18 protein-coding genes (1 of these 18 only partly in view) are annotated in these 22,451 nt (G+C 52.2%); 9 read left to right on the top strand and 9 right to left on the bottom strand.

Annotation, left to right across the window (positions count from 1 at the left end; all coding sequences use genetic code 11):
- Nucleotides 1–38: 38 nt before the first annotated feature.
- From QVO51_RS08450 to QVO51_RS08435, 4 genes are read right to left on the bottom strand one after another with little or no spacing between them, the layout of a single operon-like run.
- Nucleotides 39–476, bottom strand: a complete 438-nt coding sequence (locus QVO51_RS08450) for an ATP synthase subunit C (protein WP_015559063.1) — start codon at nucleotides 474–476, stop codon at nucleotides 39–41.
- A gap of 21 nt (nucleotides 477–497) precedes the next feature.
- A complete protein-coding gene (locus tag QVO51_RS08445) occupies nucleotides 498–2,444 on the bottom strand; it encodes a V-type ATP synthase subunit I (protein WP_022358043.1) in 1,947 nt (648 codons plus the stop codon).
- A gap of 26 nt (nucleotides 2,445–2,470) precedes the next feature.
- Nucleotides 2,471–3,532: a V-type ATPase subunit gene (locus QVO51_RS08440; protein ID WP_022358042.1), complete on the bottom strand. Its 1,062-nt coding sequence runs from the start codon at nucleotides 3,530–3,532 to the stop codon at nucleotides 2,471–2,473.
- Nucleotides 3,533–3,534: 2 nt separating this feature from the next.
- Nucleotides 3,535–3,846: a vacuolar (H+)-ATPase G subunit gene (locus QVO51_RS08435; protein WP_022358041.1), complete on the bottom strand. Its 312-nt coding sequence runs from the start codon at nucleotides 3,844–3,846 to the stop codon at nucleotides 3,535–3,537.
- A gap of 459 nt (nucleotides 3,847–4,305) precedes the next feature.
- Here QVO51_RS08435 and QVO51_RS08430 point away from each other — a divergent pair, with 459 nt between their 5' ends.
- The 5 genes from QVO51_RS08430 (at nucleotide 4,306) to folD (ending at nucleotide 10,426) form a co-directional block, all read left to right on the top strand.
- Nucleotides 4,306–5,457, top strand: coding sequence for a DUF4317 domain-containing protein (locus QVO51_RS08430; protein ID WP_022358040.1), 1,152 nt, complete (start codon nucleotides 4,306–4,308; stop codon nucleotides 5,455–5,457).
- A gap of 443 nt (nucleotides 5,458–5,900) precedes the next feature.
- Entirely contained in the window at nucleotides 5,901–7,187 is a 1,287-nt protein-coding gene (gene yfmF, locus QVO51_RS08425) for an EF-P 5-aminopentanol modification-associated protein YfmF (RefSeq protein WP_022358039.1), read from the top strand.
- A 2-nt stretch (nucleotides 7,188–7,189) separates the two neighbouring features.
- A complete protein-coding gene (yfmH, locus tag QVO51_RS08420) occupies nucleotides 7,190–8,464 on the top strand; it encodes an EF-P 5-aminopentanol modification-associated protein YfmH (protein WP_022358038.1) in 1,275 nt (424 codons plus the stop codon).
- Nucleotides 8,465–8,469: 5 nt separating this feature from the next.
- Nucleotides 8,470–9,555, top strand: a complete 1,086-nt coding sequence (gene lgt / locus QVO51_RS08415; RefSeq protein WP_022358037.1) for a prolipoprotein diacylglyceryl transferase — start codon at nucleotides 8,470–8,472, stop codon at nucleotides 9,553–9,555.
- Nucleotides 9,556–9,568: 13 nt separating this feature from the next.
- On the top strand, nucleotides 9,569–10,426 hold the full coding sequence (gene folD, locus QVO51_RS08410; RefSeq protein WP_022358036.1) for a bifunctional methylenetetrahydrofolate dehydrogenase/methenyltetrahydrofolate cyclohydrolase FolD: 858 nt from the start codon (nucleotides 9,569–9,571) through the stop codon (nucleotides 10,424–10,426).
- Between the two features lie 53 nt (nucleotides 10,427–10,479).
- On the opposite strand, the gene QVO51_RS08405 is transcribed toward folD, so the two are convergent.
- A complete protein-coding gene (locus QVO51_RS08405; RefSeq protein ID WP_022358035.1) occupies nucleotides 10,480–11,232 on the bottom strand; it encodes an SDR family NAD(P)-dependent oxidoreductase in 753 nt (250 codons plus the stop codon).
- A 189-nt stretch (nucleotides 11,233–11,421) separates the two neighbouring features.
- Between QVO51_RS08405 and QVO51_RS08400 the strand changes: the two genes are divergently transcribed.
- Together QVO51_RS08400 and QVO51_RS08395 are read left to right on the top strand one after the other, a co-directional pair.
- Nucleotides 11,422–12,852 carry a hypothetical protein gene (locus tag QVO51_RS08400; RefSeq protein WP_022358034.1) on the top strand — a complete coding sequence of 477 codons (1,431 nt, stop codon included), beginning with the start codon at nucleotides 11,422–11,424 and terminating at the stop codon, nucleotides 12,850–12,852.
- A 54-nt stretch (nucleotides 12,853–12,906) separates the two neighbouring features.
- Nucleotides 12,907–13,575 (top strand): lactate utilization protein, encoded by a 669-nt coding sequence (locus tag QVO51_RS08395; RefSeq protein WP_022358033.1) that lies wholly within the window; start codon nucleotides 12,907–12,909, stop codon nucleotides 13,573–13,575.
- Nucleotides 13,576–13,618: 43 nt separating this feature from the next.
- Here QVO51_RS08395 and QVO51_RS08390 read toward each other — a convergent pair whose 3' ends face one another.
- The 4 genes from QVO51_RS08390 to QVO51_RS08375 all read right to left on the bottom strand — a co-directional run bounded on the left by QVO51_RS08390 (nucleotide 13,619) and on the right by QVO51_RS08375 (nucleotide 21,091).
- Complete coding sequence (locus tag QVO51_RS08390; RefSeq protein ID WP_022358032.1) at nucleotides 13,619–15,469, bottom strand: glycosyl hydrolase; 1,851 nt, start codon at nucleotides 15,467–15,469, stop codon at nucleotides 13,619–13,621.
- 153 nt (nucleotides 15,470–15,622) lie between these two features.
- On the bottom strand, nucleotides 15,623–17,131 hold the full coding sequence (locus QVO51_RS08385; RefSeq protein WP_022358031.1) for a hypothetical protein: 1,509 nt from the start codon (nucleotides 17,129–17,131) through the stop codon (nucleotides 15,623–15,625).
- Between the two features lie 18 nt (nucleotides 17,132–17,149).
- The gene (locus QVO51_RS08380; RefSeq protein ID WP_022358030.1) at nucleotides 17,150–19,114 is read right to left on the bottom strand and encodes a GGDEF domain-containing protein; all 1,965 of its coding nucleotides are present in this window, start codon (nucleotides 19,112–19,114) and stop codon (nucleotides 17,150–17,152) included.
- Between the two features lie 36 nt (nucleotides 19,115–19,150).
- Complete coding sequence (locus QVO51_RS08375; RefSeq protein ID WP_022358029.1) at nucleotides 19,151–21,091, bottom strand: diguanylate cyclase domain-containing protein; 1,941 nt, start codon at nucleotides 21,089–21,091, stop codon at nucleotides 19,151–19,153.
- 339 nt (nucleotides 21,092–21,430) lie between these two features.
- Here QVO51_RS08375 and QVO51_RS08370 point away from each other — a divergent pair, with 339 nt between their 5' ends.
- A complete protein-coding gene (locus QVO51_RS08370) occupies nucleotides 21,431–21,904 on the top strand; it encodes a peptidylprolyl isomerase (RefSeq protein WP_022358028.1) in 474 nt (157 codons plus the stop codon).
- Nucleotides 21,904–22,451 carry the 5' portion of a PLP-dependent cysteine synthase family protein gene (locus QVO51_RS08365; RefSeq protein WP_022358027.1) on the top strand. The gene runs 151 nt beyond the window's last position, so only the first 548 of its 699 coding nucleotides appear in the window; the start codon lies at nucleotides 21,904–21,906; its stop codon lies off the right edge, out of view. Before QVO51_RS08370 ends, QVO51_RS08365 begins: the two co-directional genes overlap by 1 nt.

Here is a 22,451-nt window from a genome sequence, read left to right as displayed (position 1 = left end):
CAGCCCGGCTGCGGCCGCCTCCTTTCTGAATCCGGGAATCAAAGAGAGTTCAGGATGATGAAGGAGATCAGGAAGCCGTACAGTGCAACACCTTCGCCCAGTGCTACAAAGATCAGGGACTTGGAGAAGGACTTGGGCTCTTCTGCAACGGCGCCGATTGCGGCAGGCGCTGCGCTGCCTACTGCGATACCACAGCCGATGGAACCAAGACCGGTGGACAGTGCTGCTGCGATGTAGCCCAGCCCTGCGCTGCTGTTTACTGCGTTTTCAGCAGTTTCTACTGCATCTGCGCTGATGAAGCCGCCCACCGGCAGGATGATTGCCAGAGCCAGTACTGCGAAGAATCCGCAGAGATTAAAGAGAAACGCACGCTTTGCGATCTTGCCGCCCTTACGGTTTCTGATGATGGCGATGACCGGAACGGTCAGCAGGATAACAGCCAGCAGGGGGAAAAGCAGAAGTTCAAAGATGTTCATAATGATAACCTCCAAAACAAATTATTCCACAACGGGATCGTAACTGATGGATACAGGCGTAAACGCCTTGCCGTCGCTCTCGGTATAGAACCGGGAGAAGATTTCGTAAAATTCCAGACGCAGAACCTGGATGGCTGCCAGAACGCCCTCCATGCCGATGACAAACAGGTTGCCCAGCACGATGATAATGGGGGACGCACCGGCGGATGCGGTCTTGGACAGCATCATCACAACGGACATCATGCCGGCGTGGGAAAAGACGAAGCCACCGATTCTGACGAAGGAAAGGGTGTTGGTTGCGTAGCTGAGCAGGAACTCGAATACCTCGAAGAAGTTGGAGGCGATAAAGTCACCGACGCTTTCAACGTGGTATTTCTTATGCTCCATCAGACAGCCCAGAGGCTCCCGGAAGAACATAATCACGATGGGCAGCACCAGGAACAGGAGAATGTACCAGGGCTTTACCAGGTTGATCTTCAGGAACATGGTGCCCACCAGCATGAACAGGATAGCACCGAAGAAGATCAGACCAAATAGTCCGTTGTTGCCGAACAGCGCTTCTGTGTAATCCTTTTTCTTCAGGTTGAGGATTGTGTTGATGACGATGGAAATCAGAATCAGCACCACGCCGATGCCGATGGCACCGAATAGAATCAGGTTGATGTTTTCCATGACCTCGATTGGTTTGTGGGCAAGACCGATGGCGTGGTACAAAGGATCCAGCGCATGCTCAAAGCCGAAGACCGAACCGAAGATCAGTCCGAAGAAGGCGCTGGAAAGACCGATGCGGGCAAGAATGGCACCCAGCTGGTTCTTGGTCTTTTTGTAGAACAGGAAGCCGAACAGGGAAACCACCAGACCATGTCCCAGATCCCCGAACATGATGCCGAATAGGATGGTGTAGGTGATGGCAACCAGTCCGGTGGGGTTAAAGCCGTTGTATTTGGGCAGTCCGTACATTTCCACGAACATGGAAAAGGGTCGGGTGAAGAAGTTGTTCTTGAGCTTGACCGGCGTTTCAATGTGGGAGGCGGTTTCCGGTGGCTTGCAGATGATGGACACATCCGGAATATCTGCAAACAGCTTTTTGAACCGATCCTTTTCCTTTGCGGGAATGAATCCCACCAGGTAGAACTTATCCCGGTAAACGGAAGCAAAACTCCGCAGCTTGAATTTTTCGTACAGGAACTTGACCTTGCAGAATACAGCGTTAATCTTTTCGGATTCCCGTGCCAGAAGCTCCTGCTGTGCCTTATGGGCTTCATACAGCTCTGTCTGGGCGCTTTCCAGATCCGCCTTCAGGTCATTGGTAGCCTGCTCCGGCGTACCGGTTACGAAATCCGGCATCCATATTCGTTCAAAGAACAGGGAACGCATGATCTCATCGGTTTCCGTGATGCTGTCCTTCGGCGCAAAGTAGAAGCCCCATCGGTACTCTCCATCATCATCATAGGGCAGGAACAGGAAGGTTTTTTCCTGGTAGTAGCTGAGCTTCAGATAGCTGTCGGAAGGCAGCTTGCCGAACCGAATGGCAATATGAGAACACTGGAACAGCTTTTGCAGATCCACGTTCATGCCCTGCAAATGCTCCAGCTGCTTGAGCGCCTGTGTCCGTTCTGCGATATAATCCGTATACTGGGCAATCTGTGTGGAAAATGCGGAACATCGCATGTGCATATCCGCAATATAGTCTTTCATCTCCTGATCGGTCATGCCTGCTGCGGGAGCAGTATCTGCTTCGTGCAGCTTGTAGCCGTCCAGATCGATGGAAATGATTTGCTTGAGCAGATCCTTGTAGGGGTTTTGCTCATGCAGATTGACAAAGCCGGCGGCACCGGATTCCTCAGCAATCTGACTGGACTGTTCGATGTGGAACACACCGCTGCGGATACATTGTATCAGCGTATCGTCCAGATATTTGAGCAGCCCCACAATGTTGACCAGCTCCATTTTTTCGATTGACGACATTTGTACACCCCTTTCTGTTCGTCATCTTACTGGATCACAAGGAGATTTTCAATATAGGAAATATCCTTCTGATACCGGATGCCTTCAATAATGGTGATAATATTGGTCACTTCGGTTTCCAGCAGGTACATCATGGAGTACAGGCTCACCGCCACATCCTCCGCCAGCACCAGAGAGCGCCGTGCCAGATTGCACCGGAGCTTTGTCAACTCATGCTCGAAATGTACGCTGTCCGTGCATTTGTCAAGCTCTTCAATCTGCTTGCCGTAGATCGTATCCCCAAGCACCCGGAGAAACTCCTCCGTGCTGGGTGCGGCGTACAGCTCCTGCAACTTGGTTTTGGACAGTCGCCCGGAGAAGGGAAGCATGGCTTCATTCAGTTCGTCCGCAGTGGCGTGGAAGTCGCATTTCATCCGGTAGGCGTTGATGATATTGATCAGATCCGTCTGCATTTCGATCTGCTGGGTCAGCGCTTTCCGTGCTGTGCCCTTGAATTCTTTGGTTGCCAGATTCAGCAGCCAGCGCATGTAATAGGTACGCAGCTGCAATTCACACTTGCTGTAGTCCGCCAGCCCATCCTGCCGGACGGACACATCCTTCAGAACCTGGTAATAGGGGGTATTGCGAATCACAGCCAGGATCTCCGAGAAGCTGGTGGCTTTGCCAAGATCCAGCACCGGGAAGGAGGCGAATTTCACCAGGTATGCCGGCAGGGAGGAGATAAAGGACTGCATGGAGCCGGCGTTCATACACATGATGCCATGCAGCAGGGACTTGATCTCGTATTCCACAATGCGAAACCGGTAGAAGGGCTTGCGATCAAGCTGCTGGAACTTGCAGAATTCCAGATACCGTTCAAACAGATTCCGCCGCAGGATCATTTCCAGGTAGCCTCTGTGAATGGTAGAAGCGTCGATGTTGGACAGCGCCTCGCTGTACTTTGTATTGCCCTTTAAATACTCCGTCGCTTCCACAACGGATTTTTTGGACAGCAACTCCTCGTAGTCCGCCTGCTTCAGGCGTTTGCCGTACTGTGTCCTGATTTTGGTGATTGTCGCATAATGTGCGTTTTTATCAAGCGCAGACAAGGCTATTCACCTACAATTCTATTAAAAATCTCAGTTTCGATCTGTTCGTGCCGCTCCTCAAAGCTTTTGTTCAGCGCCATCACAGCCGCATCAAACTTTTCGCTCAGCTCCTGGCTGATACGCCGGTACTCGCCTTCGTGGTAAAGCTCCACTTGGGAGATCCGGTTGTCCGCCCGCTTTTCCAGCTCCTGCTGCTGCTGCTGCGCCTCTGCCCGTGCATCCGCAAGGAGCTGTTGCTGCTGCTGTTTGGACTGGGCAAGCTTTTCGTTCGCCTCCCGATCGATCTCAATGATTCTTGTTACAATGTTTTCCATACTGATTCCTCCGTTTACTGCCTGTGCATGCAGCCCTGCATGTAGGCATGCATTGCTTTTTTGCATGACAGAGAGGTTGATCTTTTTCAACTTATTATTATATACCTGTCATAGAAAAAGTCAATGTTTTTCTACAAAATCACCAAAATGCACACAGTTTTGCTCCAAATCTATCGGTTTCTCGTACAATGTAGCTTAGAATCCAGCATACCGGCTTGTGCTTGCGACATTGTACAGGTGATGTGGATATTTTGTAACGGATATATTATAATGCATGTTTGGATATATGTAAAATGTATCATTCATATGTTGCTGATATCATTCTGATATGGCATCTGCGTTCGGATGCCACATTGACAGCGTTTTTGAGCTATGATAAAATAAAACGGACAGCATACCCCGAGCCATGCTGAACGCTATGCTCCGGGGGTATCACAAGAAACAAGGGAGGCAATGAATATGAATAAAAAAGAAGTGGGAGAGATCCGAAAGAATTTCACAGACGCCAGCGGTTTTATGGTCATGCACCGGATGCTGACCGCATACATAGACCCGGAAAAGAATGTACGCTGCCGACAGGTGCAGTCCTGTATCACCATGCCGGAGGACAGCCGTGCCGTATGGAAGGATACCCTGCGGCGGGTGCTCAGCCCCAGTGTGGGCAAGGCACTGACGGAGTATGCATTTCCCAATGAGCAATATGTGCAGGGGGGCACTCAACAGATGCTGTATCAGCTGCTACAGACCAAGCTGGAAGCGGAGGAGCCGATTGATGCCTTTCTGACCCATCTGTCCGAGAAGATCCAGTATGCATCTGCCTTTGCCTTTACCTGCGCTTACTGCACCTATACAATCCGCAGCAAGGACAAAAACGATGAATACAACGAAACTGCCGATGAGGAATACAGCTTTCTGCTTGCCGGATTCTGTCCGGCTAATACGGGGGATGACGGTTTTGTATACAGCGAATTTGACAATGCGCTGGTGAAGAAGGAGAATACGGAACTGATCGTCAGCAAGGCACCCTCCGATGGGTTCCTGTTCCCGGTGTTCAGTGACCGTTCTCCGGATATCAACCACATGATGTATTATTCCCAGAAGCCCAACAAGCCCAACCTGTCCATTGTGGAAGACGTGCTGGGCTGTCAGTTCCTCATGTGTCCCAAGGAGGAGAAGGCAGAGTTCCAGACCATTCTGCGGACAGTTGCCGGAGAGGATCTGGACTATATGATGATCACCAGCGTCAACGAACGGCTGGCGGAGGTGGCGGCGGATCACAAAACAGAAACAGAAGTGCCTACTCTGGACAGCAGCAAGCTGAAGGATCTGCTGTATGACGTTGGGGTAAGCCGGGAGAAGCTGGACGTGGTGGAGACCGTCTATCAGAAAACCGTAGGGGATGCACCTCTGACCGTATCCAATCTGATCGAAACAAAAACCGTTGTTTCCACCCCGGAGATCACGGTGCATATCAAACCCGGCGCAACAGATAAGGTGCGCACCAGTGTGATCGGGGGGCGGCACTGTCTGCTGATTGACCTGGACGATCCCTGCGTGGAGATCAATGGACTGACGGCAAAGCTGTATCAGCCGGCAGCATCGGAAGAATAGGATTTCACATAAAAAGAATGATTTACTGCTCTTGACAAAACAGTTTTAACGGTGTATAATGAAATTAAATTATAAAACAGGAATGGCGGTAAAACTTCATGAGTGGAATCTGGAAAGAAAAACCGGATAAAATTCCTCCTCCGAACCCCATAGATCCCTGCCTGCTGCAGCGAGCCAAGCCGGAAGCCGAATGCAGACATTATGTATCCGGCAGATGCTATTCTCCCTTTGCGGATTCCCAGGCGTGTCGTTGCCGGGGCGCAAGGGACTGCGAAAATTTTGAATGGCGCTGGGGATAAGTCCGGCTGTCCCGTAGCTGTTACAGCTGCGGGACTTTTTTTGTGACAGAAAGCTGAAATTTTGTTTTTTTCAGATTCTCCACTAGCTATTTTCAGAGAATCGTGCTATAATAAATTTATATGTTCATATAAAGGAGGACTAGCATGCCTGTTTCTTATCTCAGAGAATCCCTGGCAGATGGAATTGCATATACATCCATTGTGGATGAGAAATTCAAAACCAATCTGATCCGGATTCGCCTGATTACACCCTTGCGGATGGAAACGGTGTCCGATCATGCGGTTGCGCTTGGGGTGATCGGCGTCTCCAACCGGGAGTATCCGGATCTGTCCGCTCTGACTGCCCGGCTCAATGAGCTGTACGGTGCAAATATCGGCGTAGACATTGCAAGACGGGGGGATTTGCAAATTCTCTCCGTTTCCGTCAGCGCCATTGACAACCGATTCGCCCTGGAGGGGGAGGATATTACCGGAGAAGCAGTTCGGATCCTGCTGAACTGTGTATTTGCCCCGAACCTGGAAGGGAATGCCTTCGGCGAGGAGGTCTTCCGCTCCAGGAAGAAGGAACTGCTGGATGCTGTAGAAGCGGAGATCAACAACAAGCGGGGCTATGCGCTGCTTCAGGCGCAGAAAACCGTGTATGCCGGTGAACCCGCCATGCTTTCCTCTTATGGCACCCGGGAAACAGCGGAGGCTGTGACTGCCGAAGCCGCCTATGCCGCATACAAAAGGCTGCTGGAAACGGCGCAGATCGAGATCTATTCCGTCAGTGCAGCGCCTCTGCCCCAGGTCAAAGAGCAGATCCGGACAGCATTTGCCGCCATTGACCGGCATCCGGAGCAGATTGCTTATACGGCGGCAAGCCCTCTGAAGCCGGAGCCGAAAACCGTGATCGATCCGATGGATGTGGGACAGTCCAAGCTGGTCATGGGCTTCAAGACCGATGTGGAGGATATTCACCTGATGCGGCTGCTGAACGCCATGCTCGGCGGCACCGTGTCCTCCAAGCTGTTTCTGAATGTGCGGGAAAAGCTGAGCCTTTGCTACTACTGCGCCAGCAATTATATCGATTCCAAGCGCACCATGCTGGTGGATTCCGGCGTAGAGCTTGCCAATTACGAGACCGCCCGGGATGAGATTTTGCGGCAGCTGGACGCTCTGCGCTCCGGTGATTTTACCGATGAGGAAATGGACAGCGCTTTGCTGAGTCTGGTCAATTCCATTCGGGGCACGGGGGATACTCCTTCCGGCTGGGTGGGTTGGTATTTCTACCTGCTTTGCAACGGCCTGGATCGGACGCCCCAGCAGGAGGCGGAGTATTACCGCAGTATGTTTGCAGATCGGCAGAAGCTGCGGCAGCGGCTGATGGATGCGGCAAAGTCGCTGCAGCTGGATACTGTATATCTGATGCAGCAGCGGGAAGGGGAGTAAATATGCAAAAAGAGATCATTTCCAATCCCCGAACCGGGGATCAGTATCTGCTGGTACACCACCCATCCGGACTGGATATTCTGATTTGCGAGATGGATGGCTTCAGCACCACTGAAGCGCTGTTTGCCACAAAGTACGGCTCCATCAACACCCGGTTCCGTACTGCACAGGATCCGGATATCTGTGTGGTGCCGGAGGGCATCGCCCATTTTCTGGAACACAAGCTGTTTGAAAACGAGGACTGCGATGCCTTTGCCCTGTATGCGAAAACCGGTGCCGATGCCAATGCCTACACGGACTTTGACAAGACCTGTTATCTGTTCAGCTGCTCAGATCACTACCAGGAATCCCTGGGTATCCTGTTGTCCTTTGTACAGGAGCCTTACTTTACCCAGGCAAGCGTGGACAAGGAACAGGGCATTATCGGTCAGGAGATCCGCATGATCGAGGATGATCCCTCCTGGAGCGTGCTGTTCAATCTGCTGAAGGCCATGTATCACAATCATCCGGTGCGGATTGACATCGGCGGCACGGTGGAAAGCATCGCAAAGATCGATGCGGATCTACTATATCGCTGCTACAACACCTTCTACAATCTGCATAATATGGTGCTGGTGGTTGCCGGCAACGTGAAAGCGGATGAGGTGCTGAAGATTGCAGACGAAAAGCTCAAGCCCTGCAGGGATCTGTCCCTGGAAACCTTCTTCCCGGAGGAGCCTGCGGATGTGGTGAAGCATGAGGTTACGGATCATGCGGCAGTGGGGCTGCCCCTGTTCCAGATTGGCTTCAAGTCTCAGCCGGCATCCGGCATTGACCTGGTGCGTGCGGAGCTTGAATGCTATGTTGCCATCAGCGTGCTGGCGGATCCGGCGTCCCCCCTGTACCGGAGCATGCTGGAGGAGCAGCTGATCAACTCGGCTTTCTCCTTTGAAGTATTCACCGGAGACGGCTACTTTGCAAACCTGTTCGGGGGCGAATCTGCGGATCCCTACACGGTGCGGGATCGGATCCTGGCGGAAATTGCCCGCTGCAAGCGGGAGGGGCTGGACCGGGCGCATTTTGAAAGCGTCAAGAAAGCCTGCTACGGATCCATGCTCCGGGAATCCAACAACGTGGGGGCAACGGCTACCAACCTGATGAACGCCCACCTTGCCGGCGTCAAGCCCTATGACAGCCTGCAGATTCTGGCTGATATGACTTACGAGCAGGTGCAGCAGGCACTTTGCACCCGATTTGATCCGGAGCGGGTAGTACTCTCAGTTGTGGAAAAGGAGTAAGGACAATGACAGAACTCGGCGATCTTGGTTATTACGAAATTGTATTTCCCAAACTCGGTATTGACATTACGGTGAAAAGCGTGGCGTTCACGATTTTCGGCATGCAGATCACCTGGTACGGATTGATTATCACCTTTGGCATGCTTCTGGCTATGATCTACGGCTTTTCCCAGATGAAGCGTTACGGTATAGATCCTGACCGTGCCATTGACGCAGTGATCGGCGGCATTGTAGGTGGCATCGTAGGTGCCCGTATCTATTATGTGCTGTTCCATTGGGACAGCTTTGCCGGTGACTGGAAAAGCGTGTTCAACATCCGGGGCGGCGGACTTGCCATTTACGGCGGTGTCATCGGCGCATTGCTGGTGGGCGGACTGGTGGCAAAGCTCCGGAAGGTGAAGCTGATGCCGATGCTGGATATTGTTGCAGTGGGCTTTCTGCTGGGACAGGGCATCGGGCGCTGGGGGAACTTCACCAATCACGAAGCCTTCGGCACCAATACGGACAGCATTTTCGGCATGTCCAGCGGCAAGATCCAGGAGTGGATCGTGAACAATACCGCCTATGCAGGAAACACCCTTTACGGGAAGGGCATCAACCTGTCCGAGCATTACCCGGTACACCCCTGCTTTTTGTACGAATCCGTCTGGTGCCTGCTTGGCTTCTTCCTGCTGGCATACATTGCCCGGAAGCACCGGAAATTTGACGGACAGATCTTCCTGATGTACGTGGCATGGTACGGCTTTGAGCGGTTCTTTGTAGAGGGACTGCGCACGGACAGCCTGTACATCGGCACCCTGCGTGTATCCCAGGTACTGGCTGCGGTTTCCTGTGTTACTGCCATCGTACTGCTGATCGTATGCTATTCCCGTGTCAAGCGCATGGGGGCGGATTATCACCTGTACTGCGATACGGCTGAATCCAAGCAGTTGCTTGCGGAGGCAGCCGCCCGGGAGGAGAATGCCCGGAAGAAGCGGGAAGGGGACGTGGAGCTGACGGAAAAGATTCTGGCAGAGGATGAGCCGGAGGATACAGAACCGGAAGCAGCGTCTGAAGAGCAGACATCGGAAACATCTACGGATAAGGATTGAGGAGGAACGGAACATGGCAAAGATCATTGACGGCAAGGAAGTATCCGCACAGGTCAAGGAACAGGTCAAGGAGGAAGCAGCCCAGCTGAAGGCTGCAACCGGTCTGCAGGTTGGTCTGGCGGTTGTGATCGTAGGCAATAACCCGGCGTCCCGGGTATATGTGAACAACAAGAAAAAAGCATGCGAGGCGGTTGGGTTCCAGTCCTTTGAGTACGCACTGGATGAGGATACCACACAGGAGGAGCTGCTGGAACTGGTGGAGGTGCTGAACGAGAACCCCCAGGTCAACGGCATTCTGGTGCAGCTGCCCCTGCCCAAGCAGATTGATGAAAAGGCGATCATCAACGCTATCAGCCCGGACAAGGATGTGGACGCATTCCACCCCTCCAACGTGGGCAGAATCATGATCGGCTCCTATGCATTTCTGCCCTGCACACCGGCTGGGGTTATGGAACTGATCGCCAGCACCGGCGTATCCGTCAGCGGCAAGAACTGCGTCGTCATCGGCAGAAGCAACATCGTGGGCAAGCCTATGGCAATGCTGCTGCTGCATCAGAATGGCACTGTGACCATCTGTCACTCCCGGACACAGAATCTGAAGGAGATTTGTGCACGGGCGGATATTCTGGTTGCGGCAGTGGGCAAGGCAAATTTTGTCACCGCAGACATGGTAAAGGAAGGGGCTGTTGTCATTGATGTGGGCATGAACCGGCTGGACAACGGCAAGCTGTGCGGCGATGTGGATTTTGCGGCAGTAGAGCCCAAGGCAGGCTACATTACGCCCGTGCCCGGCGGCGTAGGGCCCATGACCATTGCCATGCTGATGCGCAACACGCTGACCGCTGCAAAGCAGCAGAATGGTCTGGCATAACCTGACCCATACACAAAACGCCCGGAAAGGTTGTATGCCTTCCGGGCGTTTGCTTATTTGAGCTTTTTCTTCTGGATCTCGTAGGTGATGGCGGACATCATTTTGTGAGGTACGAACCGGCTTGCGAATACTCCAAGCCGCACGCCCATTCCCGGGATCAGAATCAACTTGCCCCGTAATGCTCCGTCAATGCCATACCGCGCTACCTTCTTCGGGGAGGCAGGAGGCATACTAAACTGGACACCTGCCCGGTTGTTGAAATTGGTATCCACCGGCCCGGGGCACAGCAGACTGACAGTTACTTTGCTGTGGGAACGGCGCAGCTCCTCATAAATGGCAAGCGTCAGCCGCACCACATAGTTTTTAGAGGCGTAATAGGAGGAGAGCAGGGGACCGGAGAGAAATCCGGCACTGGATGCCACATTCAGGATCCTGCCCCGATTCCGGTTTTTGAAGTCCCGCAAAAACAGCTTGGTGAGAATGTGAAGCGCCCGGATATTTACGTTCAGCATATGCAGCTCGTCCTCCAGGTCGATCTGGTCGAAGGTGCCGAACAGACCGTATCCCGCATTGTTCACCAGCAGATCCACCTGCTTATCTTTGCAAAAATTGTATAGCTGAAAGGGTGCCCGATCTTCGCTGAGATCCAAAGCGATGATCTCCACCCTCGTAGGAAGGGCTTTCTGCATCTGTTCCAGCTGCTTCTGATTTCTGCCGGTCAGAATCAGATCGTATCCAAGCTGGCTCAGATACACCGCCATTTCTTTGCCGATTCCGGACGTTGCTCCTGTAATCACTGCTCGCATGCAAGTTCCTCCTGTTTTTCTTTTCCTACAGTATATCATAGGGCAAACAGAAAATCCAGTACCGGCAATGAGAAAAAATCATGAAATTTTCGTGGAAATCAAATTTTTTTCGCCAAACCTATGGACAATCGCTGAGAAATATAGTATAATTAACAGGTATTTGATTTCAAAGATTGCAGGAGGAATACCATGAACGTTTTGAAAAAATGCACAGCGGCGCTGCTGTCTATGATCATGCTGCTTTCCTTTTTCGGATGCGGCGAGGGAACGGCAAATGTAATGAAGGTGGACGGTATGGAGATCCGTGCCGGCATCTACATCTACTACTCCATTGATGCCTATTTTGATGCATTGAAGATCCTGGCAGAGTCCGAGAACTTCAACTATGCGTCCTATAAAACCGACAAGGAATTGAAGAAGGCCATCAAGGGCAAAATGGTAGAAGGTCTGCCCATCCAGGAATGGATCCAGGACAAGGCAACTGAGTACTGCCTGCAGTATGTTGCCATTGAAAAGGAATTTGAGCGGCTGAATCTGACGGTCTCTGAGGATACCAAGAGCGAGATCGACACATATTATGCTTCCAGCTGGGCGTATCTGGGGGATTTCTACACCGCAAGCGGCATCGGCGAGCAGACCGTGAAGGATGTACTGCTGTCCGGCGAAAAGCGCACTGCTATTTATAAAGCATATTACGGCGAGGGCGGTTCTGAGGGCGTAACTGATGAATCCCTGCGTACCTACTACAAGGAAAACAATGCCCGTGTGGAGTATGTTAAGATTCCGCTGACCGATGGGGAGGGTAATCTGCTCAAGTCCGACGGCAAGGCAAAGCTGAAGGAAATGGCAGAGCAGTATCTGGATCGGATCAAGGCGCAGTCCACCGAAGAGAGCATGCTTCACGAGTTTGACAATGTGATCGACGAGTATAAAGAGTATGCCACCTCTGTTTCCAATGCAGCAGTGACCACTACGGATGAATCCGGGAATCTGATTACCACTGCTACCACCGTCAAGACCACCACCGTGACTACCACAACCGTAACCACCACTGATATTCAGGGTACGGATCAGGATGAGGATGCAGACCGGACAGAGGAAACAACAGTGATTCCTTCCGTGACCACAGCCACCACTGCGCCGGCTACCAGCGGCAGCGGAGATGCTTCCGAAACCACGACCACCACCAAGCCCTATCCCAACGAGAGTATCATTGCAAAGATGACCACTGCACCGGAGAGCGAGAAGAAGGCTGAGGGGACGACCACTACCACGGAAATCAACTACACTCCCTCTGAAAAGACCTACAACTTTATTTTCAACGATGCAAAGCTGGGGGTTCCGGAGCTGATCGAAGAGGATGAGGCACTGTACATTGTGGTTCGTCTGAACATTGAGGATCGCATGACGGCAGATGATCTTTGGTCCGAATCCAATGTGGAATCAGTTCGTCAGACCATTTACGGGGATGCCTTTGATGCCAAAGTGGAGGAATGGGCAAAGGGATACACGGAGGAGCGTGATTCCGCAGCCTATCGGCGGTATGATCCCCTGGATCTGGATATCATCACCTATTACAATGCGATCATGAAGTCCTACAGCAGCTATTACGGCGGTTAATGGAATCTACGGGGAAGGCTCAGTCCTTCCCCGTTTTTGAAAGGAGTTTTTGAAATGGATGAGAACCAGAAGGCCATCATCAGACGGCAGATGCAGAAAACCGGAGAAGCCCTGACCCGGAATCGGATGCATGTGTATTATGCGGACAGCAAATCGGAGGCACTGGAACAGGTCAAGTCCCTGCTGTATGCAGGGGAGATCGTCGCCAGCGGCGGTTCCATGACCCTGGAGGAATGCGGCGTGATGGATCTGCTCCGCAGCGGCGCTTATCAGTTCCTGGATCGTGCAGTCTGTAAGCCGGAGGAGATGCAGACACTGTACCGGAAATGCTTTTCGGCAGACGCATATCTTTGCAGCGCCAATGCGGTGACCGCCAACGGGGAATTATACAATGTGGATGGCAACAGCAATCGGGTAGCTGCTATCAGCTACGGTCCCAGCCGGGTCATTATGGTAGTAGGCTGCAACAAGCTGGTGCCGGATCTGGACGCAGCGATCAAGCGGGTCAAGACCTGTGCGGCTCCGGCAAATGCAGAGCGTCTTTCCTGTCCAACCTACTGTAAGGAATCCGGCAGCTGTGTGTCCTTGAATCAGTCCGCTCCTGGCATGACTGACGGATGTCACGGGGACGGCAGGATCTGCTGCAATTACCTGGTGTCCGCTCAGCAGAGAAATCCGAATCGGATGCATGTGATCCTGGTGGCAGAGCCACTTGGGTATTGATATGTTAAAAAAGAGGAGCTCCTTTCGGAGTTCCTCGTTTCTTTTATGGCTTGATCCCCAATTGATCTGCGTCCATCAGATGGGCAAGGTAGCGGGCAATGGCGGTCAGATCCGATGCGTCAATGTTGCCATCCAGCACACAGTCCGCATTCTGTAGCCCCGCCTCGCTGACCTTCACTGCATTGTCCTGGGCGATGTACCGTGCCAGCAGCACCGTGTCTGCAATATCTACAATGCCGTCTGTGTTCACATCCCCGTACAGGGAGGCTGTGGTAGCGGTGGTTGTGACCGTTCCGGAGCCTGTGGTGGATGCAGCAGTGGTGGAGGGGGCATCCAGCGGAAAGCTGCGGATATCCGGCAACTCATCCAGTGTAATGCAATACTCGCTGTTATAGATTTCGTTCAGCAGATCCACCGGGTTGTTTACCTCTCCGGTCAGGAAGTATCCATACCAGGGACAGAAATACAGCCAAGCAGCCCGGTCATTTACCAGATTTTCCAATGATGGAATTGCGTCATTCTCGGACATGGCAACCATTTTCTGTCCGTTGGTGCTGGCAACCAGCCCATAGAAGGTGGAGGCGATGGCGCTGGGGTTGGGGATGCCGTCGCTGACATTGTACTTGTCATAGCCGATCAGATCCACCACATCATCCCCCGGGTACCATGCAGCAGAATTGGGGGTGGTGTAGCCCGTCCATTCCCAGATAATATTGTCCAGACCGTACACATTGGTCAGCTGATCGTACAGCAGCCGGTACAGCTTGACGCAGGGCTCCGGACCTTCAGCGCCCCACCAGAACCATGCGCCCTCTGCCTCGTGGAGGGGACGGAAGATGACGGATACGTCCGCATCCTCCAGCATCTGGAACTTGCTTGCCACAAGTTCAATATCCTTCATGATAATCTCGTGCTCCTTGGTGCCCTCAGTGACAGCTTTAGAGATGCTGAAATCCGTATAGTTTGCATTGGCGGATTCTACATAAAATGCGTAATTGCCGGTGCTGGAGGGGACGCTCCAGTGCCAGCTGATGGTAGCGATGCCACCGTACTTGTTGGTCCACTCGATGGCACGCTCTGCGGCATAGTCCTGGTAGGAAAGCTCTCCGTTTTCATCCAGGTGATAGGTGAGGAAATCAATGCCCCGGATGGCGGGCTGCTTACCGGTCTGCTCCTGGATATAGGTGAACTCCGCCTCATTGTCCTTGATGAATCCGGAGGTAGGATCCGCATTGTAGTTGTAGTTGTGGGAACCGCACATTTCCTGCTGACCGGAAAGAATGTGGTTGCCGTACACACTGCGCAGGTAAGCGTAGAGCCGCTTCGTGGTGTCGTTGGCGTGAGGATTGGACAGAGAATCCGTGGGAGAAAGCTGAGAAATGCTTTCGTCCGCCGGAGTCAGTGTAAAGCTGTCCAGGTAGGTATAGCCCCAGTAGCCCTTCAGCTCAATGCTGTTGCTGCCCTCCCGCAGGGTGACCAGCGTGGTAATCTCGCTCCACTTCAGATTATAGGGGAAGGTGACTTCTCCCTGATTGGAGCCGTTGATGTTCAGATACTGCACCTTTTTGTTGGTGTCATTGGGCTGCAGATAGCGGATATTCATATTGTACAGCCCGGCTTTTTCCACCTCCACTGTACAGGTGACGGAACTGCCCTTGTCGGTCAGATACACAAAGCCGCTGCCGGTGGGATCCGTACAGTCGTAGGTATCGCCTGCGTCGTTGGTTTCTGTCCAGCCTGCATCGTATTGCTTGGCACGGTCGATCACGCCCTGTTCAAACTCGTAGGTGGTCAGTGTGTCGGAGGATACTGCGCCGCCGGGAAAGCTGAGCAGGGTAGTCATTGCCACAGCAGAAGCCAGCAGGACGGACAACTGGCGTTTCTGTTTTCTCATGTTATCACGACTCCTTTGTTTTGAAATTACCACCAGTATAGCATAGAACCGGCGTGATTTCAAGTGAAGGGAAGTGTTTTTTACTTAAATAAAAACCGCACAAAGCTCAAAATGATGCTCTGTGCGGTATGTTTTATTGGTTTATGTTTTATCCTACCGGATCACGCAGTACATGTAAACGGATAGTGCGGAGAATACCGCCGTCAGACAGGGGATCACACAGCGCACGGTCTTTGCGGCAAGGGATTCCAGTTTGCTCTGGTGCTGTTCCAGACTGTTGTTGTATGCCACAGAGAGACACAGCCCACCGAAGATGGCAGTGGGCACGATGTAGCGGAAATCCATGGTGCAGCCGAAGGGGTAGTCGATGTTAAAGTTGACGCTGAAGCCATACAGGAACATCCACAGCGCCGGAATGCCAAAGCGCAGCATGGGCTTGGCATGGGTGCAGCATACCACAACGTAGATCATAGCCAGCAGGGAAATCAGGATCAGCACAAAGTTTACCAGCACCAGCCCGTAGGATACCCAGTCCGGGATGCCGAATTTAAATTCACCGAATACGGAGCTTTTTACCAGGTACATGGGATAATTATAGTCGTTCCAGGGGCTTGCATACTGATTGGCTTTCAGGTTGGCAATGTCAAACCACAGGAATCGGGAGGCAATGGAGTGGTCGCCGCAGTAAAGGTCAGAAGTAATGGGAATTGGATATACATAGTTCAGCGCCTGGTCAAACCGTACCAGATTCCGGATGCAGTACCACATGCCAAGAGGCAGGGAAATGCAGCCGAACACCCCCAGCTTTGCCAGCATGGGCGCTGCTTTCTTCTGCTTGATGGCCTGTACCAGCCGGATCAGCATCAGTACAGCCGTAAAGATGGCAAATACTGCACAGGAGATTTTGGTGGAGATGGCGAGTCCATACACCACTGCCAGCTGGATGGTCACCGGGAAGGTCTGGTTCTTGAACCAGCGGATGGTGAGCAGCAGTGCCAGTATCATAAAGTAGATGGACAGGGAGTCGGGGCCCACTCGCCCTGCCAGCAGGTAAAATTCCGGCAGGAATGCAGTGACTGCCAGTACGATGGGCTGCGCCCGGCGATTCAGATCCAATTCCTTGCAGATCTTTGGGGTCATCAGCAGTACGGAACAGGACGCAAAGCAGGATACGATCTTTGCCGCATTCACCAGGGCGTGCTCATCAGCGGAAGTACCCAGAATGGCATTGACGATAGCGGACACAATGGCACTGATTACATAATATACCGGCTGCTGATAGAATTGCCCGTGATTGTCCTGGGGCAGACGGGCGTTGTGTATAATCTGCAAAATGTAGCTGTCGTGTCCGCCGGAAATATCGTGGGGACGGGTGTAAGCGTCCGTGTAGAGCATATAGCCGATGCGCATGACCAATCCGGCAAACAGGATTAGCCGGATCAATTCCTCCGTTTGATCCGTTTTTCGGACACGGCAGTGGAATACCAGCAGACCGAGGATAATCAGCACCCCCATCAGTACATTGATGAGATGGGCGGATTCACGCAGGAGAAGGACTTCGTTCAGCTTCAGTCCTTCGGTCAGCAGGTAGCAGAGTATGATTACCGCCGCCAAAATCACGGGGCTGAATGGTTTCAGTTTGGTTTCTATGGTTTGCTTCATGGTTTCTTTCCTATTCTTTTAATTGGATTCGGCATCCTGCCGGATGGAACTGCTGCTTTTGAGGTACTTGGAGTGGCGCTTCTTGCGCTTTTCTGCATACATAATCGTATCCGCCAGGGTGACCATTGCAAAAAGGGATTTATCCGGCGTGGGCACGGCAATGTGGTAACCGCTGCTGGCATGCAGGGCAAAGGGCATGCTGGTTGTCCTGTTGTAATCATCCAGTTTTTTCTGGATGTTGTCGGTTATCCGTTCCGCATCCTGCTGGGTGTAATTGGCGGCAAAGACGATGAATTCGTCCCCGCCGAACCGACAGCAGATTTCTCCGTTTGTGCAGCATTCATGCAGAATGGTCGCCATGCTGCGGATGGCGATATCCCCGGATTTATGTCCATAGGTATCGTTGATCATTTTCAGTCCGTCCATGTCGATGAACATGACCATGACCGGAAGCTTCTCTGCAATGCACCGTGCGAAAACAGGCTCGGTCTGGCGGCGGAAGCCGTTCCGGTTGGCAATACCGGAAAGGGGATCTGTTGCATACAGCTTATCCAACTCCTGCACCGCATGATCCAGGTAGATAATGCGCCGGATGTTCTCCATAGAATTGCTTAGATTCAAAGACCAGGAATGGAACAGGGAACTGCGCATGGGAAATGCGGTATTGCAGATGGCATAATACCCAAGGCAATGCTCCCGGAAGTGCAGGGGTACAAAATAGAAGCAGCGCATGTGATCCACCTGCCGATACAGAGCCGGCAGCATCTGATCCACATGAAAATCCTCATGACAGCGGAATTTTCCCTCATAATAGGACAGGGGAACCAGCATGCGCTGGGTATAGCCATGGATCAGGCAGGCATCAGCTGTGGAGTAATCCGGTTCCGCCTGGGTTGCGGGCAAGGCATTCCCTAGCCAGTTTTCGCAAAGGCACAGGTAGAATTCCTCACAGTTGGTTTCCAGCACAAATTCCTTGAGGGCTTCGATATATTCCTCGTAATTGGCACATTCCACCAGAGAGCAAGCCATGCGACTCAACAGGGAGATGTCCACGTTGAAATCCTCCTGGATCTGGTAGTTGTGCTTTTTGAAATCCCGGATGGTATCACAGTAATGGGCACCACAGCCGCAGCTTTCCGTAAAGCGTGGCTGCATTTCCAGTTTGTGTACACGGGTCTGCGGAACGCCGTGCCAGGCGTTATACAGCAATTGGCATGCAAGGGCACCGCACTGTCCCAGGGGTCTTGCCACAGAGCTGATTTCCGGCGCATAATTCCTGGCGTTGTAGGTATTGTCAAAACCGGATACCATAATATCCCCCGGTACCCGGATGCCGCGTGCATTCAGGGCTCCGATCACGGATACCGCCATGGTGTCGTTGGCACAGACAATGGCTTCCGGCATGGGCAGATCGGAACGGAGAAATACATCTACGGCAGTTCTGCCATCCCGGCGCTGAAAGGTGCCGTGATAAATGCGAGCTTCCTCGATGGGAATATTGTGTTCCTCCAGAACCTGTTTGTAGGCAGCCAGTCGTGCAATGCTGTCCGGATTATCATCTGGCCCAGAAACATAGTTGATCCGCCGCAGTCCGTGTTCATCCGTAAAATGCCGGACGATCTGCACCATGGCACTGTGGTTGTCCACGCAGATGGAGAAGAAATCCTGGTAATCCGCATCCACACTGACAGCAGGCACGCCGGATGCCCGAACCTGGTTGATGATCTCCCGGACAGTTTCCGGGCTGGCGATCGTATTGGTCAGCAGAATGACCCCGTCCAGCTCCTGCAAATTCGGCAGACGGAAAATGTTGTACTCTCCCGTGTCATAGCTGCCGTTGTTCAGAATGCCCCCAAAGGCGATAAAATGCAGTACATCTATGTTGTGCGCAGCGGCAAACTCATGGATGCCCTGTGTGATCTGATTCTGGTATTCCTCATCCAGACCGGATAAAAATACGGCGATCTTTTTCTTATTGCTCATTGTCCCCTCCAAGATTTGTAAAACTCAGAAAGCGATTTATCGTCTTAAATAGCGGGATGTTTTTTTTCGTTTTTTCTGTTCGTACATTTTCTGATCCGCAAGGGTTATCAGAGAAAATACTGGCATATCCGGCTGGGGGACTTCAATGTGGTAGCCGATGCTGGCTTCTATGTCAAAGGGATTGCTGTGGGTCTCATTATAATTGCGGAATTCCTCCAGGATTGCCAGCTCCAGAAGCTTGGCTTTTTCTTCGGTATAATTGACCGCAAAAACCAGAAACTCGTCTCCGCCGAACCGGGAGTAGATCTCTCCGTCCTTGCACGCCAGCTTCAGGCACTGCCCCATGGCACGGATGGCAATATCTCCGGATTTATGTCCGTAGGTATCGTTGATGTGCTTCAGTCCGTCCATATCCAGGAACATGACCATGACCGGAACCCGATGCTCCTGGCAGTACTGGTACAGCTCCTGGGTATTCCGGCTGAATCCGTTCCGGTTGTAGATCCCGGACAGATTGTCGATGATGTACAGCTTTTCCAGCTCCTTGACGACCGCACTCAGACAGCGCATTTTCCGTACATTTTCCAGGGAATTGCTGATATTCATGACCCAGGACACAAAGCTTGCGCTTTCCAGCGGGAAGGTGCTGTTGCAGATCACGCAGTATCCCAGACAGCGTTCTCTGAAGTGGATGGGCATAAAATAGTATGTCTTTCCTGCATCCTCCGGCTCGTAAATTTCCGGCAGCATCAGACTGGTTTCAAAGTCCGGCACATTCTCCAGGAACTTTCCGTCCCGGTAGGCGAGCGCCACCTGCATGTTCCGGGAGTAGCCCTCGGAGATATAGTCGTTGAACGCATAATCCATGGGGGTGGATCCATCCTCTGCGTTGTTGAATGTACCTGCCCAGTTTTCACACAGGCACAGGTAGAAGGACTCGCAGTTGATTTCCAGGATGCAGTCCTTCAGCTTGTCAAGGCTCTTTGCATAGGAGTCGGATTCTGTCAGCGTACATACCATGCGGCTGTTCCGGCGTACATCAATGTTGTACCGTTCGATGATCTTGTAATTGTTCCGCTTAAAATCCTCGATGCTGTCGCTCATACAGTGCTTGCAGCCGCAGCTTTCTGTGAGCACGGGGGTGGCATCCAGGATCACCGTGCGCTCCTGTTCTCCCTTCTGCCGGATGTGATGATAGACCATTTCACAAGCACGTCTGCCGGATTCCGTCAGGGGACGGGAAACAGAGGTCAACTCCGGGGTACAGTTACGGGCGGAGCGAATATTGTCAAAGCCGGTGATGATTACGTCCTGGGGACAGTGAATCCCTCTGCTTTCCAGGGTGATTAAGGCAGAAAGTGCCATATTGTCATTGGCACTGACAATAGCCTCCGGAAATTCCAGCTCAGAGGATAGGAAAGCTTCCGCCGCCTCTCTGCCATCCTGCCCCCGGAAGAGACCGTGAAAAATTCGCTCCTCTTCTACGGGGATCTGGTGCTCGCTCAGTGCATCTCTGTAAGCCTGTAAACGCAGCAGGCTTTCCGGGTTGTTGGTGGGACCGGAAATGTAATTGATCCGCCGACAGCCGTGTGCTTTGATCACATGGTTGACGATCTCATGCATCGCAGTATAATTGTCAATTCCTATGTAGTAGCAGCCGGGAATGTCCTGGTCGATCACTGCGGTGGGCAGACCGCATTTCTGCACACTGTTCAGAATGGTCTGCTTCATACTGGAGGAGCATATGGTATTTGTCAGAAGGATGGCGCCGTCCAGCTTGTCGTAGTTTACCAGATTAAAGATGTTGTATTCTCCGGCATCGTGGTTCGGGTTGCCAAGCATACCGCCAAAGGCGATGAAATGACAGATGTTGATGTGATGATTGCGTGCAAATTCGTGTATGCCCCGTAGAATGTCATGTTGGTATTCTTCGTCAATGCCTGATATCATTACAGCGATGTTCAGTGGTTTTTGCATGATTGGATCAGCCCCCGTTTTCATTACTTTTACATTATGCACAGAAGTTTTTAGTAGTGTTGCACATGCTTATAATTTATTATACTACACAATTAAGAAAAATGGAATAGAGAAACCGAAAAAAGATGCGAGAACTTCAAATATTGTTTAAATTGACGGATTAAATTGTGCAGGTTCAACAATTCTTGATTGCACAAACGAACTCACATGGACATAGACGCAGTAATTCGTTGTTTATATTAAATATGTCAGACTTGCTTGAAACAGTTGCTTATTTATGCGGTTCGTGCTATAATAAATCATGTATATGTTTGCAACACACTTTTAGGAGGAACGAATATGATTCAGATTGAAATGGAAAACGGGAAAAAGATCAAGATCGAGCTGTATCCCGACATTGCGCCCATCTCCTGTGAAAACTTTGAGAAGCTGGTGCGTCAGGGCTTTTATAACGGTCTTACCTTCCACCGGGTGATTCCCGGCTTTATGATCCAGGGCGGCTGTCCGGATGGCACCGGTATGGGCGGTCCGGGTTGGTCTATCAAGGGCGAATTTGCCGCAAACGGCGTGAAGAATGATTTGAAGCACACCCGTGGCGTGCTGTCCATGGCACGGTCTATGATGCCCAATTCCGCAGGCTCCCAGTTCTTTATCATGCATGAGGATGCGCCCCACCTGGATGGGCAGTATGCTGCATTCGGCAAGGTCGTAGAGGGTATGGATGTGGTAGACGAGATCGCACAGGTTGCAACGGACTACAACGATAAGCCTACCACTCCTCAGATCATGAAGTCTGTGACGGTTATTGACTGATGGAACAGAAGATTGCAGCATTATTTGACCGGATCCAGCCGCTGATCGGTCACACACCCCTGCTGGAGATCAGCTGCACATATAAGGGAAAGCCACGTCGGGTATATGCCAAGGCGGAGTCCTACAACCTCAGCGGCAGCATCAAGGACCGGGTGGCATTCTATGTGCTGAAGCATGCTTACGAAACCGGACAGATCCAGCCGGGGGATCTGATCGCAGAGGCCACCAGCGGCAATACGGGCATTGCCTTTTCCGCAGTGGGCAGATATCTGGGGCACCCTGTGGTGATCTACATGCCGGACTGGATGAGCCAGGAGCGCATGCGGCTGATCCGCAGCTATGGTGCTGAGATCCGCCTTGTCAGCAAGGAGGAGGGAGGCTTTCAGGGCTCCATCCGTATGACGGAGGAGCTTGCGGCGAAGGGCGGCGTATTTCTGCCCTGCCAGTTCTCCAACGAGGACAACTGCACCGCCCACTATCTGACCACAGGGGCTGAGATCGCGGCGCAGCTTTCTTCCATTGGTCTGAGAGCGGATGCAGTGGTGGC

This window comes from Ruminococcus sp. CAG:379 (genome assembly GCF_000434255.1).
Taxonomy (GTDB): Bacteria; Bacillota; Clostridia; order Oscillospirales; family Ruminococcaceae; genus Ruminococcus_F; species Ruminococcus_F champanellensis.
This window is presented reverse-complemented; position numbering and strand designations above follow the sequence as displayed.

Coding starts and splice junctions, on each gene's coding strand:
- yfmF (WP_022358039.1), top strand. CDS start 5,901: ATGCCTGTTTCTTATCTCAGAGAATCCCTGGCAGATGGAATTGCATAT.
- QVO51_RS08385 (WP_022358031.1), bottom strand. CDS start 17,131: ATGAAGCAAACCATAGAAACCAAACTGAAACCATTCAGCCCCGTGATT.
- QVO51_RS08395 (WP_022358033.1), top strand. CDS start 12,907: ATGGATGAGAACCAGAAGGCCATCATCAGACGGCAGATGCAGAAAACC.
- QVO51_RS08375 (WP_022358029.1), bottom strand. CDS start 21,091: ATGCAAAAACCACTGAACATCGCTGTAATGATATCAGGCATTGACGAA.
- QVO51_RS08380 (WP_022358030.1), bottom strand. CDS start 19,114: ATGAGCAATAAGAAAAAGATCGCCGTATTTTTATCCGGTCTGGATGAG.
- QVO51_RS08445 (WP_022358043.1), bottom strand. CDS start 2,444: ATGTCGTCAATCGAAAAAATGGAGCTGGTCAACATTGTGGGGCTGCTC.
- QVO51_RS08430 (WP_022358040.1), top strand. CDS start 4,306: ATGAATAAAAAAGAAGTGGGAGAGATCCGAAAGAATTTCACAGACGCC.
- QVO51_RS08405 (WP_022358035.1), bottom strand. CDS start 11,232: ATGCGAGCAGTGATTACAGGAGCAACGTCCGGAATCGGCAAAGAAATG.
- QVO51_RS08400 (WP_022358034.1), top strand. CDS start 11,422: ATGAACGTTTTGAAAAAATGCACAGCGGCGCTGCTGTCTATGATCATG.
- yfmH (WP_022358038.1), top strand. CDS start 7,190: ATGCAAAAAGAGATCATTTCCAATCCCCGAACCGGGGATCAGTATCTG.
- QVO51_RS08390 (WP_022358032.1), bottom strand. CDS start 15,469: ATGAGAAAACAGAAACGCCAGTTGTCCGTCCTGCTGGCTTCTGCTGTG.
- QVO51_RS08450 (WP_015559063.1), bottom strand. CDS start 476: ATGAACATCTTTGAACTTCTGCTTTTCCCCCTGCTGGCTGTTATCCTG.
- lgt (WP_022358037.1), top strand. CDS start 8,470: ATGACAGAACTCGGCGATCTTGGTTATTACGAAATTGTATTTCCCAAA.
- folD (WP_022358036.1), top strand. CDS start 9,569: ATGGCAAAGATCATTGACGGCAAGGAAGTATCCGCACAGGTCAAGGAA.
- QVO51_RS08370 (WP_022358028.1), top strand. CDS start 21,431: ATGATTCAGATTGAAATGGAAAACGGGAAAAAGATCAAGATCGAGCTG.
- QVO51_RS08435 (WP_022358041.1), bottom strand. CDS start 3,846: ATGGAAAACATTGTAACAAGAATCATTGAGATCGATCGGGAGGCGAAC.